We start from the raw sequence: 15,837 nt of genomic DNA on the forward strand, positions 1-15,837 counted from the left end.
AGGATCAAAGGTTTCAACTTACTGACCCTGGTAGTCAATAATGTTGAGTTCAAGGATGGAGAACAGGTAAGGGATCAATCAGATAGGAATGCCGCCTGATCCCATACACCAGATTTGACAATAACTCTTAAATTACAGACCTCTTAGCTACTTACATTTAACCTCGACAGCCCTCAGAATTATTTATAAAACCATCAATTCAGCTTATTCCATAAATCACAATCCAACCGGTTTTCTTGCTCAACCTTAGAGAAAAACTCTTCACCTAGTTGTTTTTTAACTTCAACGATTTTTTGATCCAGATTTTTCTTACCACCCCTTGAAACATTCTTTTCTATAGGCTGAAGTTTAATATCATCAAACCCATTACTTTTTAATAGCGTCTCTAGCTTCTCTAAAGACTCAGAATAGCGTTCTACAACACCAACAAACGGAAGTTTCTCTATTGCCAGCCGAGCCCTGTAGCCTTCATCACCCACTTTCTCCCCAAACATTGTTGCTAAGCGGTGTGCGTGAAAATCTCTACACTGACGATCATTCACCAGCGACAGACGTGTTTCAATATAGCCCTTTAACGTAGTATTACGGGCTAATACAGGACCAAAACCATCACCACCCTGTTTTCTTTCGAAAGAGTACGCAGATGCTATTCTGTCGATCGGATGGCGTATAAAGATAACAGGAATTATCTTTATGCCCTCGATCTCAGGAACCGGAAAAATAGCGGTATGTGAAGAAAAACACTTTGCCTGAGGGTTATCGATAATCCATTGCTTTAACTGCTCGCGGTTTAAGGCAGGCTGAGCAGGAAACTCTTTTGTTACCCATTCACCATCTTCTTCACTGAAATTTTCCTTAAAGGCAGCATCCAGTGATGTGCCTGCATTTTTGAAAAGATGGTAATGCAAAATAACAGTCTTCATCTTATCCTCCTACTGCCGGATAGTTTCAATCTACATAATCTCATTTAGTTGAATAAATACCAACACTAGAAAAAATATCTTTAAACACTTTTTTACCATGTTCAAATGAATATTTCTCGGCCACTAGTGTATGACTGTTTTCTGCAAATTTATTCCACAAAAGCTGATCGTCATATAATCTGATAATTGCATCCACCCACTCCTGCGGCTCCTGGGCGATCAGGGTGCTGATACCGTGAGTCAGCCCCGTCCCCTCAGCAGCCACCTCGGTTAATACCGTTGGCAGGCCATACGCCATAGATTCCAGTACTTTACCTTTGATGCCCGCACCGGAAAGCAGTGGCGCAATAAACACCCGATGATCGTGATAGACACCATCCAGAGACTCCGCAAAGCCAACCATCCTGACATTATCGGTTTCCATCTCTTTATAGGCTTCCGGCATATTGCTGCCATAGACATAGAGCGTTATATCAGGTCGTTGCTTTGCTAACAGCGGCATAATGTCATTGACAAGATACTCTACCGCTTCGCCATTAGGGGTATGATTAAAGCCCCCCAAAAAGGCGATGCCATTGCGTTCATCAAACTCAGGGCCCTTTGGTTTCTGCTCAAGAACCCAGGGGGTGATATGCAGCTTGTCAGCTTCTAAAATATGACTGGTTATCACTGCATGTTCTGTCGCGTTATAGCATAGAATTGCATCAACCTGTCGACATACAGACAACTCCTGTTCACGTGTATTCAGTGCTTTTTCTAACAGCAACTGATCTTTTTCACCCTTTAATGCCGCCCGCATCTCCCGTAAGAAATGCAGATCGGCGTTATTGAAAATAATTTTTGCCCGGGAGTTTTCACGGATATAGGGGATGTAGTCTTTGGCAATATGATAGCGGGTAATATAGACCGCATCCATCTCCTGCAGACGTGTTTCAAGCACATGATTGACGCTGACATAAAATGGTGCGTAAAGTACTTCAATCCCCATCTTCTGCAACTCAAGGGTGTATTTACCAAAGTGCGCCAGATTCGCGGGCACAAAGGTAACTTTAAACCCGAGCGACTGAATCAGTTTCATCTCCTGAATAGCCGCATAACTACCTGCATCTTTATTTGGCATCGGAGATGCGTAATCAATCACCAGAATACGCTGATCGACATTCCTGTCCTTTTCAATTTTTAAATTCTCAAAACCGGGTGTCCCATTGTTTCGATATGCCTTAAACCACTTCTGGCGGAACGTCTTTTCATTGATCACCTGATAGCGCTTCAATCCCTTTGTTACATCTGTTCCATGGCTTTGCCCTTCAAAGTGGACAACAACGGAGTGGGGGGTATAGACCGTTTTATACCCCGCTTCTCTGACTTTAAAAGCAAGATCGGTATCTTCGTAGTAACAGGGCACCAGCTCTTCGCTGAACAGGCCTACCTCTTGCCATATTGTGCTGCGAATACACATTGCGGCACCGGTCAGGTAATCGACCTCTCGGGTGTAGTTGAATTCCGGTGTCATCGGGTTTTCATTGCGTCCGACATTCCATGGCTGGCCATTTTCCCAAACAATCCCCCCGGCCTCCTGTAAGGTGCCATCCAGGTTCAGTAATTTCGAACCTGTCATGCCAATAGTCGCATCCTGCTCCATTTTGCTGACAAGCTCATCGATCCAGAATGAGGTTACTTCTGTATCATTATTCAGAAAAATAAGGTATTCACCACGGGCTTTTTCACTGGCACGGTTACAACTTTTAAGGAAACGCAAATTTTCCGGATTTCGTGAAACAATCAGGTTTTCGATGATCCCCTCTGCTTCGGATGTTTTATCCGTTGAGCAATCATCAGCCAGAATCACCTCGTAAGAGGTTTTATTATACGCAAGCGCTATCGAAGCGATGCAGTGATAGGTCAGCTCAAACTTATTGTAGGCAGGAACGATAATGGATACGCGGGGATTATCAAATTCAGGCAGACTAAATACGGGATACCGGTCTCTTTTTTCATAGCCTTCAACCACCACTTTATGCGTGGTTAGCAGGTTCTCTACAGTGTTAGTGCCTGAACCCTCAGCCATCACTTCAAGCTGAAAATGTAACGATTCGTATCGGCTATCTGCCTGTTGGGGCATCGATAAAAAACCGGGTTTATTAAAACTCTCTTTGAGGTATTGCCAGGGGGTCTGAATAGCATGACAGGCAACCATCTCTGTTCCCAAAAGATTGGGAACACCGGTCATGCCAACTTTATAAAGTTTAGATCGCCCATCCTGCAAGCTTAACGGGATTGGCAGACGCACCTCAAAAATAGTTTGATCGGTTTCAATCAGGGTATGATTTATTAATTTATCTTCATTAAAGAGATTAATCTCTTTCTTTCCTATTGGGTTGCGGGACTGTAGCCGGATAACAATATGCCCATGCTCTTCACCCAATATTTTTGCAAAAATACGCTCACCATTCAGAGGAAAAACTTTCGCATCTTTAGTCACAGGCTTACCCGTTTCTGCATCAACAATTAACAGGCCTACCTCTTTTTTATCAATAGCCCAATCATCTGCCACATCGATCCGAAAACCATGTTTGCCTGATCCATACCCGGCCTTTTCAAGATCTGCACGATAAATATTTGCGATGCCTGATCCAATCACCCGATCATCACAAACAACATGAACAGATAATGGGGCTTCTGTATCTTCAATATTAACGCCCCAACCACTTACCGTTCCATTTTCAAACAGATCAATATTCCCTTGCAAAGGGTCTATTTTTTTCTCTTTAATTCCGACAGTTGCAATTGAAGTATCTTCCATGCTTTTCATAAAATATAACTCTAACCCATTCAACTAAAATATGACTTATCAGACTATTTCCCGAAAATACTTTACAGAAAATTAAACATCGACCTGACTTACTAATGCCTTACAAAAAAAGATTCAAACTAATCGTCAAAAACAGCACTTTGAATTATTCATATACACATCCCGCAATCCTTAGCTTCATAAACTTTTCCCAGGCCAATCTGCAAACAGCAGGAGTAGTCTTTACACTTGGCTCTCTTCAGTGCAGACATTCTCACCGCCCGCCGATCATACAATATATTAACTGCCAGTTCACTTATCCTGCTCATTATCGACATTCTCCAGGAGACTGTGTCTGCCTTTCTGGCTTCAGTTTTTTTAAAAGACAATCCGCTGTTATCAAACAGCAACGAACATCGCAGCAGCACAACCCTACTGATCAAAAATCAGGCAGTTCTGATCATTGATAAATTCCTTCCAAGTCTAACAGCATTTACTGGTATTTTTGATACACTATCTCACTGACCTGGAGGGGCAAACTTCCCATTTTGAAAGACTGACTCAAACACTCAAATCGCAGCAAGGCAAGAGTATGAACAGCTAATGCGCTTCTGTAGAATATGGTTGCCCCCATTAATAATTCGCTTAAACCACCCCAAGAAAACAGACCTCCAATGCCAAAAAAAATCGATACAGCGTCCCCTTCGCAACACACACCCATGATGCAGCAGTATCTTAAGATCAAGGCTGAACATCCGGATCAACTGGTGTTCTATCGGATGGGGGATTTCTATGAGCTGTTTTTTGAGGATGCGAAGAAAGCGTCTCAGTTGCTGGATATCTCTCTGACCGCCAGAGGCAAGTCTGCCGGGGAGCCAATTCCGATGGCGGGGATCCCTTACCACTCAGCTGATGGTTATATTGCAAAAATTGTCCGGGCGGGTGAGTCGGTGGCGATCTGCGAGCAGGTGGGAGACCCTGCCACCAGTAAGGGGCCGGTTGAGCGGAAGGTGATGCGTATTGTCACGCCCGGCACATTGAGCGATGAGGCGCTGCTGGATGAGCGCCGCGACAGCCTGCTGATTGCGGTCAATACCGATCTGCAGCGTTACGGTATTGCAATTGTCGATATCAGCACCGGGCGTTTCAGTTTGCTTGAGGTCACCGGTGAAGAAGCACTTCATGGAGAACTGGAGCGTATCAAGCCCGCCGAGATTCTGTTCAATGATGGCCACAACCTTGCCAGCCAGTTGCAGGGATATAAAGGACTCCGCCCGCAAGCCCCCTGGAACTTTGAACGCGAAACCGCTGAACGTCTGCTGTGCCAGCAGTTTCAGACCAAAGACCTGACCGGCTTTGGCTGCGATCACCTGCCGGTGGCGCTCGGCGCTGCGGGCTGCCTGCTGCAATACGCAAAGGACACCCAGCGCACCGCACTGCCGCATATTCGCCGTTTGCTGTTGGAACAGCGGGACGAAAGCGTGATTCTCGATGCCGCAACCCGTAAAAATCTGGAGATCGATACCAATCTGGCAGGTGGACGGGAAAACACTCTGGCCGCAGTGATCGATAAAACCGCCACCCCGATGGGCAGCCGTATGCTCAGACGCTGGCTTAACCGACCTCTGCGCTGCCGTAATACCCTGCAATCCCGGCAGGCTGCATTACAGTGGCTGATCAGTGACTATCGTTTTGAACAGCTGTCTCCTGCGCTAAAACAGATTGGTGATATCGAGCGGGTATTAGCCCGGGTCGCCCTGCGTTCTGCCCGCCCCCGTGATCTGGAACGTTTAAAGAGCGCATTTCAGGTATTACCTGAGCTGCAGGAGTATCTGGCTGCCACACAACCCGCCCTGCTCAAAGCGCTGGCACAAACCGCCGGCACCTTCCCGGATCTTTGTGACCTGCTCAACCGGGCAGTCATTGAGAACCCGCCCGTGGTTATCCGTGATGGCGGCGTGATCGCCACCGGTTACGATGCTGAGCTGGACGAGTTGCGCGGGCTCAGCGAAAACGCCGGCGACTATCTGGTACAACTGGAAACCCGTGAACGGGAGCGCACCGGTATTCCAACCCTTAAAGTCGGTTATAACCGGGTGCATGGCTATTTTATCGAGATAGGCAAAGCGCAGAAAGCCGAGGTGCCTGCTGACTATATCCGTCGCCAGACCCTGAAAAATGCAGAGCGCTATATTACCCCGGAACTGAAAGAGTTTGAGGACAAGGCCCTGAGTGCGAAAAGCCGGGCACTAACCCGCGAAAAAGCCCTCTATGAAGCCCTGGTTGAGACACTCGCGGAGCAACTGGCCCAGCTGCAGGACAGCGCTGCAGCGCTGGCAGAGCTGGATGTTCTGTGCAACCTTGCCGAACGTGCCGACAGTCTGGACTATGTTGCACCAACCCTGGCCGATGAGCCGCAAATTCAGATCGCTGGCGGGCGCCACCCGGTGGTGGAAGATGTACTGGATGATCCGTTCGTTGCCAACGATCTGAATCTATCGCCCGAACGGCAGATGCTGATTATCACCGGCCCTAACATGGGCGGTAAATCCACCTATATGCGTCAGGCAGCCCTGATTACACTGCTGGCCCATATCGGCAGTTATGTGCCCGCTCAGAGTGCGACCATCGGTCTGGTTGATCGGATATTCACCCGTATGGGGTCGTCCGATGATCTGGCCGGGGGCCGTTCGACCTTTATGGTTGAGATGACTGAAACGGCCAATATTCTGCATAACGCCACCGAACAGAGTCTGGTGCTGATGGATGAGGTCGGCCGCGGCACCAGCACCTTCGACGGTTTATCCCTGGCCTGGTCTGCAGCGGAATATCTGGCCAATGAAGTGAAGGCGATGACCCTGTTTGCCACCCACTATTTTGAGCTGACGGTACTGCCGGAACTCTGTCAGGGGGTGTTCAATGTTCATCTGACTGCGATGGAACACCAGGACCATATCGTCTTTATGCATGAGGTTCAGGAGGGGCCAGCCAGTCAGAGCTATGGTTTACAGGTGGCTCAACTGGCAGGCGTGCCCGCCAATGTCATCAGCCGGGCACGGCAGAAACTGATTCAGCTGGAAGAGGATACCGGGCAGACGGAACAACGACGCCAGCCGCCGCCAGTACAGGATGATCTGTTTGTCGCACCACGACCCCACCCGGCGCTGGTGCAGCTGCAAACACTGGAGCCGGACAACCTGACACCCCGTGAGGCACTGGATCTGATCTACAGCCTGAAAAAAGCAGCTGAGCGTAGCTAAACCGCCGGCCTGGGGTAACACACAGACAAAAAACGGGCGAGTCGCCCGTTTTTTTTCTGCTCGCGCTGACGATCAGCCTTTCAGCAGATCTTCTCCGCTCAGACCATTACGCTCTACGATTTCACGCAGCTTGCGCAACGCTTCAACCTGTATCTGGCGTACCCGCTCGCGGGTCAGGCCGATCTCTTTACCCACCTCTTCCAGCGTGCTCATCTCATAGCCTCTGAGGCCAAAGCGCCGTGACAGCACCTCAGCATGTTTTTCCGGCAGCATGCTGAGCCAGCCTTCCAGGTTTCCGCTGATGTTTGATTTTTGCAGCAAGGTTTCCGGGTCGGATGACTCCTCATCGGCAATCGTATCCAGCAACATCTTGTCGGAGTCTTTACCCACCGGCACGTCGATAGAGCTGACACGTTCATTCAGACCAAACATCTTCTCGACATTTTCAACCGGCTTATCAACGGCAGCTGCTATTTCATCAACGGTTGGCTCATGATCAAGCTTCTGCGCCAGTTCACGGGCGGCACGCAGATAAACATTCAGCTCTTTCACCACATGGATGGGCAAACGGATGGTGCGGGTCTGATTCATAATCGCCCGCTCTATGGTTTGTCTGATCCACCAGGTGGCATAGGTTGAGAAACGAAAGCCTCTCTCCGGGTCAAACTTTTCAACCGCCCTGATCAGACCGAGGTTACCCTCTTCGATCAGATCCAGCAGTGTCAGGCCACGGTTAATATAACGGCGGGCAATTTTCACCACCAGCCGCAGATTACTTTCGATCATCCGCTTGCGCGAGGCTTCATCACCCTTCAGCGCCCGGCGGGAGAAGTACACCTCCTCCTCCGCGGTCAGCAGCGGTGAGAAACCTATCTCATTCAGATATAACTGTGTTGCATCCAGTGTTTTAGCATTCAGCAGGTCATTATGGGCCATACTTCCCTTGCCCCGTCCACTGTTGAGAAACTCTGGCTCGTCGTCGGCAACATCATCAAGATCGGTCTCGGCATCGTCCATGTCGACAGACACCGTATCCAGATCCTGATCACTATTTTCAACATTTCCCATTTCTTTCTTCCCGAGTAACCTGTTGTTTTATAGATTGTTATCAGTTACTGCATAGTGACAATTGTTATGTATTCATCTTTTACGCGGCAGATACATCATTGGATCCACAGGCTGTCCATCCCTGCGTATCTCAAAATGCAGCATTGTTCGGGCGGCTCCACTATTACCAATTTCAGCAATTTTGTCACCTATTTTTACCTTATCATTTTCTTTCACCAGAATGCGACTGTTATGCGCATAAGCACTGAGAAATTTCTGATTATGATGAATAATAACAAGATTGCCATAGCCTAATAAGCCACTTCCGGCATACACCACTTTGCCCGATTCAGCAGCGAACACCGGCTCCCCCTTACTGCCTGCAAAGTTGATCCCTTTATTGATAGTGCCTTTATTACTAAACCGGTCAATAATCTTGCCTGACGCCGGCCAACGCCAGTTCAAAGTCCGGTCAGCGACCGGTTCAACCATTTTTTTTACAACCGCGGGCGCGGCTTTGGGGGTGCTTTTCTGAGTCGCTGGCGCGGGAGGTGAAACCCTTTTTTCCGCCGCTACCGCTTTAACCGGCTGAGCCGATTTTACAGGGGTCGCAGAGGAGGCAGGTTTAGCAACCGCGACGACCTGCTGCGGCCCCTTTGTATGCGGGGGCGTCTCTTTAAGTTCGAGAAGCTGGCCCGGGAAGATCTCATAGCGATCACTGATACCGTTAGTGCGGGCCAACTGCCTGAAATCAAGACCATAGCGAAACGCAATGGAATAGAGCGTATCTCCCCGACGTACCCGATACTGACCGGGACGCGTCTGGGTGCTGACCACTTTAACCGGGTGGCGGCCACTGATTGAACGTTCATCCACCGGCGTGTAGAGACTGGTTGAGCTGCAGGCAGACAGCATCAGCACCACAGCAAACAGTGCTGGGGCTGAGAGTATATCTGCAACTGCTCTCACCATAGTCTATCCCTTAGCGGCCTGATAACGCTCCATAACCACAACAATAACAATACCCACCAGGGTTAACCCTAGCGCCCAGAACATAAACGCCGACTGACCAGTAATGCTTTCAAAATTCCAGGGAAGAACATTATCCTGCAACAACGGCACCTGCTCACCATGCTGGTTGATTGTATAAGACAGGGTGTATTTCCAGGGCCAGACTTTATTCAGCGAGCCGAACATAAAGCCGGCCAGCAAGGCCAGGGTCACCTGCCGGTGATGGCTGAACATCCAGCTGAGCAATCGGGAAAAGCTCATGATACCAACCACACAGCCAACCACAAACAGGCCGATCAGTTGAAAATCAGCACCTTTCACGGCCGCCAGAATATGGGCATACATCCCCAGCAGCAACAGGATAAAGCTACCGGAGATACCAGGCAGGATCATTGCACAGATAGCAACAGCGCCGGACAGAAACACCATCAGCGCCGAAGGCTCAACACTCACCGGAGCGATGCTGGTAATGATATAGGCCACAATAGAGCCGATGATAAAGCTGGAGATCAGATTCATATCCCACCGCTCAATATGACTCATCACCAGCCATACAGAGGCCAGAATCAGGCCAAAAAAGAAGGCCCACAGCAGAACCGGATAGTTGGCCAGCAGAAACAACACCGCTCCGGCAATCGTGGCGATACTGGTGACAATGCCCGCCAGCAGTACCAACAGAAAGCTGCCATTCACCTGTTTCCAGAACGCCCCAGGGCCACGCTGAAACAACACCCGGACCGCCCCCGGATTGAAGCTCTTGATAGTATTGATCAGCTCTTCATATATACCGGTTATAAAAGCGATGGTGCCACCAGACACGCCAGGGACCACATCCGCCGCCCCCATCATGACACCCTTAAAAAACAGCCCAAGATACTCCCGGGTCGTACGCGTTGTATTCATTTAATATCCCGTCACATCCATCAATTCAGCGTATCGTTCCGCTTAACAGGGGGACAAACTTAACCCCTTCAAGTACTGTTGTTTCATACTCTGTTTCTGTGACCCGGATAACCAGCTTTAGTTGCTGATTTTGCGTGCCTCCCACCGGAATCACTAACCGCCCCCCCACGGACAGCTGAGCGAGCAGCTCTGGCGGCACCTCCTCCGGCGCGGCAGTGACCATGATGCCATCAAATGGTCCGCGATCAGCCCAGCCCATGCCGCCATCGCTGTGTCTCAGGGAGACATTCCGGATTTTGAGCAGGGCAAAACGCTGCCGGGCTTTGTCCTGTAACGGTTTAATCCGTTCGACACTGAACACCTTATCAACCAGCTGTGCCAACACGGTAGTCTGATACCCTGATCCGGTACCCACCTCGAGCACTTTTTCCAGGGGGCCTGCGGCCAGCAGAATTTCCGTCATACGGGCCACAATATAGGGCTGCGAGATCGTCTGGTTAAAGCCGATAGGCAGCGCAGTATCTTCATAGGCCCGATGGGACAGCGCCTCGTCGATAAAAATATGCCGGGGGGTGTTGCCCATAATATCCAGCACCTGCTGATCATTGATCCCCTGCTCTTTCAGCCGCTGCACCAGCCTGCTGCGGGTCCGCTGGGAGGTCATCCCGATCCCCTGCAACTGCAACTTATTCACTCTAAATCCTCAAGCCAGTTACTTAGATTATCCATGCCTGAATACTGAGTCATATCGATATTCAGCGGGGTTATTGACACATAGCCTGCTTTCACCGCATAAAAATCGGTGCCCGGACCACAGTCCGCTGCAACCCCCGCACCCGCAATCCAGAAACGCCGCGTGCCGCGGGGATCGATCGATTCGACCGGCGCATCTGCCACCACCCGATGCCCCAGACGGGTGACATGGATCCCTTTGAGCTGATCCAGTGGCAGATCCGGCACGTTGACATTCAACACGGTTCGGGGGGCCAGCACCAGACTCTGGATGTCCCGGATCAACTGACGCACCACTTCGGCAGCCGTGTCATAGTTCACCGGGTTACTGCCCGCCAGAGAAACCGCGATAGGCGGCAGATGTAGATGACGCCCTTCCATGGCTGCTGCGACCGTGCCCGAATAGAGCACATCATCGCCCAGATTAGAGCCGCAGTTAATGCCCGAGATCACCATATCGGGGGGTTCATGATAGATACCACCAATGCCCAGATGAACACAATCGGTCGGCGTACCATTGATACCGATAAAACCGTTCTGATGGTGGTGTGCTTCGAGGGGACGATCCAGCGTCAATGAGTTACTGGCTCCGCTGCGGTTGCGGTCCGGTGCGACCACTGCCAGCTCTGAGTCCTGAGCCAGAATACGCGCCAGTGCTTCCAGGCCCGGGGCGTACACCCCATCATCATTGGAGAGTAATAATCGCATCATTCAGACTCCGGTTCCGGTTGCCCTGATGCAGATGACACCTGTGCCAGCTCCCGCAGCACACTGGTGGCAAAGCTGCCGGCGGGAAGATTAAAGGCCAGGACAAACTGATCATCGGCTTCCTGTTCAATGGTCAGATTCGCTGGCATCAGCCGGGTTGAACGGCGCTCCTGATTCAGCCCCAGCCGCTCAAGTCCCTCCAGTTGCTCCTGCCAGGGGGTTAACTGCGCGATCTCCCAGGCGGCCGCTTCTGCGGTACAGATTGAGCGACCACGGCCCCACATCGCCGCTGTCAGATGCAGGTCAGCAGATTGCAGGCGACTCAGGATAGTGTCATCCTGCGGATCAAAGGGGAAGCAACTCTGGCTGCCATTGATCATCAGCACATCACCGGGCATCGGTTGCGAGAAGATCGCCTGGGCGATGCGCTGAGACACCAACTGATTAAACATATAGGAACGCACCGCTGAGATATACAGCCCTTTCTTGTGTCGCTGCCGCTCTTTCAGCTTCCCGGCGATCAGTAGTGCCCCCTTGTGAAGATTTCCCTGATGGTGCCCGAATCGCTGCTCACCAAAATAGTTGGGCACGCCGGCACGGATCTGTTCCGCCCGCCGGAGCAGTTCCACCGGTTCACTGACCTGACGCAGACGAATCTCAAACCGGTTGCCGTTAAGGCTGCCCAGCCGCAACTTACGGGTATGCTTAACCGCTTTAAGCACTTTAATCGTCTCGGTTTCAAACAGCGACCAGGTCAGCGGAGCACGCCCTGGCAGATGCACACTAAACCACTGTTCGGTCACCGCATGGCGATCTTTTTTGCCGGCGTAGCCAACCTCTTTAGGACTGACCTGGCAAAAGTGCGCCAGTTGCCGGGCTACCCAGTCAGTATTTTCACCGGTTTTACGGATATAGAGAAACACATGATCGCCGCTGCCTTCAGGCTCAAAAGAGAGATCTTCTGTTACCCTGAAATCATCGGCTTCGGTTCGGATAACCGCACGACTGGCAGGCTCACCGTAGAGATAGTTTAACTCGTTTGGAAAGTTCATTAACGCTAGGATTTCCGTTACTGACCGCTATCGGCCGGTGGCTTACCTGGCAACGCCGGAACCAGTTGAAAGAAGGATTCATCCTCTTTCACCATGCCCAGTTGATTTCGGGCCCGCTCTTCCAGTGCCTCCAGTCCCTGCTTGAGATCCTGGACCTCAGCATCTAACTGATGGTTACGACTCACCAGAAGATCATTTTCCGCCCGTTGCCGCTTGATCTCCTGCTGCAACGCCTGCACTTCGCCCAGGTTCGCTTCGCCAAACCACAGCCGGTACTGCAGCCCGATCAGACAGATCAGCAGCAACAACATAATCGAACGAAATAAACTCAGGCGAAACACAGTCCGACAGCACTCTTACTCTTTATATAGTCAAAAAAGGGGGCGTTAAGCCCCCTTAGTATTCCACAGATCGGTTAAAAATTAACCCTGACCCTTAATTTCTGACAAACCGTTATACACAGCAGCTGCGCCCAGTTCCTCCTCAATGCGCAGCAGACGGTTGTATTTGGCAACACGGTCTGAACGACACAGAGAGCCGGTCTTGATCTGACCCGCCGCAGTACCGACCGCCAGGTCAGCGATTGTGGTGTCTTCAGTTTCACCTGAACGGTGGGAGATCACCGCTGTGAAGCCGGCATCCTTGGCCATCTTGATCGCATCCAGGGTCTCAGACAGAGAACCGATCTGGTTAAATTTAATCAGGATGGAGTTACCAATACTCTGCTCGATACCCCGGCTGAGGATCTTAGTGTTGGTGACAAACAGATCGTCACCCACCAGCTGAATTTTATCACCGATCTTCTTAGTCAGGTACGCCCAGCCATCCCAGTCAGACTCATCCAGGCCATCCTCAATAGAAACAATCGGGTAGTTCTCTGTCAGTGCTGCCAGATAGTCACTAAAGCCTTCGGCATCGAATACTTTGCCTTCACCGGACAGGTCATACTTGCCATCTTTATAGAATTCAGACGCCGCACAGTCGAGCGCCAGAGTGACATCTTTACCCAGCTCGTATCCTGCATTGGAGATCGCTTCTTTGATCACCACCAGCGCTTCTTCGTTAGATGCCAGGTTGGGGGCAAAACCACCCTCATCACCGACAGCCGTACTCAGACCCCGGGCTTTCAATACCGCCTTCAGGGCATGGAAAATTTCAGCACCGCAACGCAGACCGTCAGAGAATCGGGTGAAGTTAACCGGCTGAACCATAAACTCCTGGATATCAACGTTGTTATCCGCGTGCTCACCACCGTTGAGGATATTCATCATCGGTACTGGCAGAGAGTACTGACCCGCAGTACCGTTAATCTCAGCAATATGCGCGTAAAGAGGGATACCTTTAACAATCGCAGCCGCTTTCGCCGCTGCCAGAGACACCGCCAGGATAGCGTTCGCACCCAGGTTCTCTTTATTCTCGGTACCATCCAGCTCCAGCATCCGGTTATCCAGAGCACGCTGATCGGTGACATCCATACCGGTCAGTGCTTCACGGATAACACCGTTCACAGCAGCAACTGCTTTCAGCACACCTTTCCCCAGATAGCGGCTCTTATCCCCATCACGCAACTCAAGGGCTTCGCGGGACCCGGTAGAGGCACCGGACGGTGCGCAGGCAGAACCGATTACACCGGAGTCCAGAATAACATCGGCTTCAACGGTTGGGTTACCACGGGAATCGAGAACTTCACGGGCTTTAATGTCAGCAATCTGTGCCATTGGCTAAACTCCAAAAATTATTTCTATTCTTTATTTCTCAAGGTCCTGATAGGCCAGGGAGGCTTCAATAAAGCCTGTAAACAATCCATGACCATCCCTTGGGGTAGAGGTAAACTCAGGGTGGAACTGACAGGCCACAAACCACGGATGATCCGGTGCCTCCACAACCTCAACCAGCTCTCCATCAACAGAGCGACCTGAGATAATCAGCCCCGCTTCTTCAAGCTGAGGAACATAGTTGTTGTTAACTTCATAACGATGACGATGACGCTCTTTGATCTCGGTTGCCCCATAGGCCTGATAAGCCCGGGTGCCCTCTTTGAGGGTACAGACCTGCGCCCCAAGGCGCATAGTACCGCCCAGATCATCGGTATAACCACGAATCTCTCTGGCACCCTCTTCGGTCATCCATTCGGTGATCAGACCCACCAGCGGAGAGGCCGCATTGGCATCAAACTCAGTACTGCTGGCATCGGTGATACCGGCAACGTGGCGGGCATATTCAATAACGGCCACCTGCATTCCCAGACAGATTCCCAGATATGGAACTTTGTTTTCCCGGGCGTATTTGACGGCTGCAATTTTGCCCTCTACACCACGCTCACCAAAACCACCCGGCACCAGAATGGCGGAGACATCTTCCAGCAGGCCGATACCATCGCGCTCGATCTGTTCTGAGTCGATATATTTAATATTGACTTTGGTGCGCAGCGAAATACCGGCATGGGAGATCGCTTCGATCAGCGATTTATAGGCGTCCAGCAACTCCATATATTTACCCACCATCGCAATGGTCACTTCACGATGAGGGTTCAGTTTGGCATCGGACACCCGGTCCCACTCAGTCAGATCGGCAGGCGGGCAATCCAGGTTAAACTGTTCGATGACGATCTGATCCAGCTTTTGCTCGCTGAGCATTCTTGGAATCTTGTAAATACAGTCAGCATCCGGCAACGAGATAACTGCCCGTTCTTCAACGTTGGTAAACAGGGAAAGTTTACGACGCGAGGACACCGGCAGCGCAAAGTCAGAGCGGCACACCAGAATATCAGGCTGAATACCGATAGAGCGCAGCTCTTTTACCGAGTGCTGGGAAGGCTTGGTCTTAATCTCACCGGCAGTGGCGATATAAGGCACCAGTGTCAGGTGCATAAACATCGCCCGGCGGGCACCCAGCTCAACTTTCAGCTGTCGCACCGCTTCCATAAACGGCAGCGATTCAATATCGCCCACGGTGCCACCGATCTCAACCAGTGCGATATCGGCATCACCGGCACCTTCGAGTACCCGGCGCTTGATCTCATCGGTAATATGCGGAATCACCTGAACGGTACCGCCGAGATAGTCACCGCGACGCTCTTTACGCAGCACATGCTGATAGACACGCCCGGCAGTAAAGTTGTTGCGCTTGGACATGGTGGTGCGGATAAAGCGCTCGTAGTGCCCCAGGTCCAGGTCGGTTTCTGCACCATCTTCGGTAACAAATACCTCACCATGCTGGATTGGGCTCATTGTCCCCGGATCAACGTTAATGTACGGATCCAGTTTCAGCATGGTGACTTTCAGCCCCCGGGCCTCAAGGATAGCTGCGAGTGATGCGGATGCGATGCCTTTCCCTAATGAGGAAACAACACCACCTGTGACGAAAATATATCGCGTCATGAGGAACCTGTATCTGGTCGTGAAAAGTGA

Annotated in this window: 13 protein-coding genes; 2 read left to right on the forward strand and 11 right to left on the reverse strand. The window is 50.9% G+C overall.

The features are described 5' to 3' along the window. Window positions 1–194 precede the first annotated feature (194 nt). Entirely contained in the window at window positions 195–923 is a 729-nt protein-coding gene (locus tag JW499_RS06845; protein ID WP_205209902.1) for a sulfotransferase family 2 domain-containing protein, read from the reverse strand. Between the two features lie 40 nt (window positions 924–963). Continuing rightward, a complete protein-coding gene (locus tag JW499_RS06850) occupies window positions 964–3,735 on the reverse strand; it encodes a glycosyltransferase (RefSeq protein ID WP_232846273.1) in 2,772 nt (923 codons plus the stop codon). Between the two features lie 228 nt (window positions 3,736–3,963). Here JW499_RS06850 and JW499_RS06855 point away from each other — a divergent pair, with 228 nt between their 5' ends. Together JW499_RS06855 and mutS are read left to right on the forward strand one after the other, a co-directional pair. Continuing rightward, the gene (locus tag JW499_RS06855) at window positions 3,964–4,239 is read left to right on the forward strand and encodes a hypothetical protein (RefSeq protein ID WP_205209903.1); all 276 of its coding nucleotides are present in this window, start codon (window positions 3,964–3,966) and stop codon (window positions 4,237–4,239) included. Between the two features lie 149 nt (window positions 4,240–4,388). Beyond that, entirely contained in the window at window positions 4,389–6,974 is a 2,586-nt protein-coding gene (gene mutS / locus JW499_RS06860; protein ID WP_205209904.1) for a DNA mismatch repair protein MutS, read from the forward strand. A gap of 72 nt (window positions 6,975–7,046) precedes the next feature. Here mutS and rpoS read toward each other — a convergent pair whose 3' ends face one another. The 9 genes from rpoS to JW499_RS06905 all read right to left on the reverse strand — a co-directional run bounded on the left by rpoS (window position 7,047) and on the right by JW499_RS06905 (window position 15,807). Further along, window positions 7,047–8,042 carry an RNA polymerase sigma factor RpoS gene (gene rpoS / locus JW499_RS06865; protein WP_205209905.1) on the reverse strand — a complete coding sequence of 332 codons (996 nt, stop codon included), beginning with the start codon at window positions 8,040–8,042 and terminating at the stop codon, window positions 7,047–7,049. Window positions 8,043–8,114: 72 nt separating this feature from the next. Then, on the reverse strand, window positions 8,115–8,993 hold the full coding sequence (locus JW499_RS06870) for a peptidoglycan DD-metalloendopeptidase family protein (protein WP_205209906.1): 879 nt from the start codon (window positions 8,991–8,993) through the stop codon (window positions 8,115–8,117). 3 nt (window positions 8,994–8,996) lie between these two features. Beyond that, window positions 8,997–9,935: a polyprenyl-phosphate transporter gene (locus JW499_RS06875; protein ID WP_205209907.1), complete on the reverse strand. Its 939-nt coding sequence runs from the start codon at window positions 9,933–9,935 to the stop codon at window positions 8,997–8,999. A gap of 25 nt (window positions 9,936–9,960) precedes the next feature. Further along, complete coding sequence (locus tag JW499_RS06880) at window positions 9,961–10,629, reverse strand: protein-L-isoaspartate(D-aspartate) O-methyltransferase (RefSeq protein WP_456298296.1); 669 nt, start codon at window positions 10,627–10,629, stop codon at window positions 9,961–9,963. After that, a complete protein-coding gene (gene surE / locus JW499_RS06885; RefSeq protein ID WP_205210009.1) occupies window positions 10,626–11,375 on the reverse strand; it encodes a 5'/3'-nucleotidase SurE in 750 nt (249 codons plus the stop codon). Before surE ends, JW499_RS06880 begins: the two co-directional genes overlap by 4 nt. Further along, window positions 11,375–12,427 (reverse strand): tRNA pseudouridine(13) synthase TruD, encoded by a 1,053-nt coding sequence (gene truD / locus JW499_RS06890; RefSeq protein ID WP_205209908.1) that lies wholly within the window; start codon window positions 12,425–12,427, stop codon window positions 11,375–11,377. The genes surE and truD overlap by 1 nt, the downstream gene beginning before the upstream one ends. Window positions 12,428–12,444: 17 nt before the next feature. Continuing rightward, entirely contained in the window at window positions 12,445–12,768 is a 324-nt protein-coding gene (gene ftsB, locus JW499_RS06895) for a cell division protein FtsB (RefSeq protein ID WP_456298297.1), read from the reverse strand. Window positions 12,769–12,849: 81 nt separating this feature from the next. Further along, complete coding sequence (eno, locus tag JW499_RS06900) at window positions 12,850–14,145, reverse strand: phosphopyruvate hydratase (protein ID WP_205209909.1); 1,296 nt, start codon at window positions 14,143–14,145, stop codon at window positions 12,850–12,852. A gap of 30 nt (window positions 14,146–14,175) precedes the next feature. Then, window positions 14,176–15,807 carry a CTP synthase gene (locus tag JW499_RS06905; RefSeq protein WP_205209910.1) on the reverse strand — a complete coding sequence of 544 codons (1,632 nt, stop codon included), beginning with the start codon at window positions 15,805–15,807 and terminating at the stop codon, window positions 14,176–14,178. Window positions 15,808–15,837 lie beyond the last annotated feature (30 nt).

It is taken from the genome of Amphritea pacifica, from assembly GCF_016924145.1.
GTDB lineage: Bacteria > Pseudomonadota > Gammaproteobacteria > Pseudomonadales > Balneatricaceae > Amphritea > Amphritea pacifica.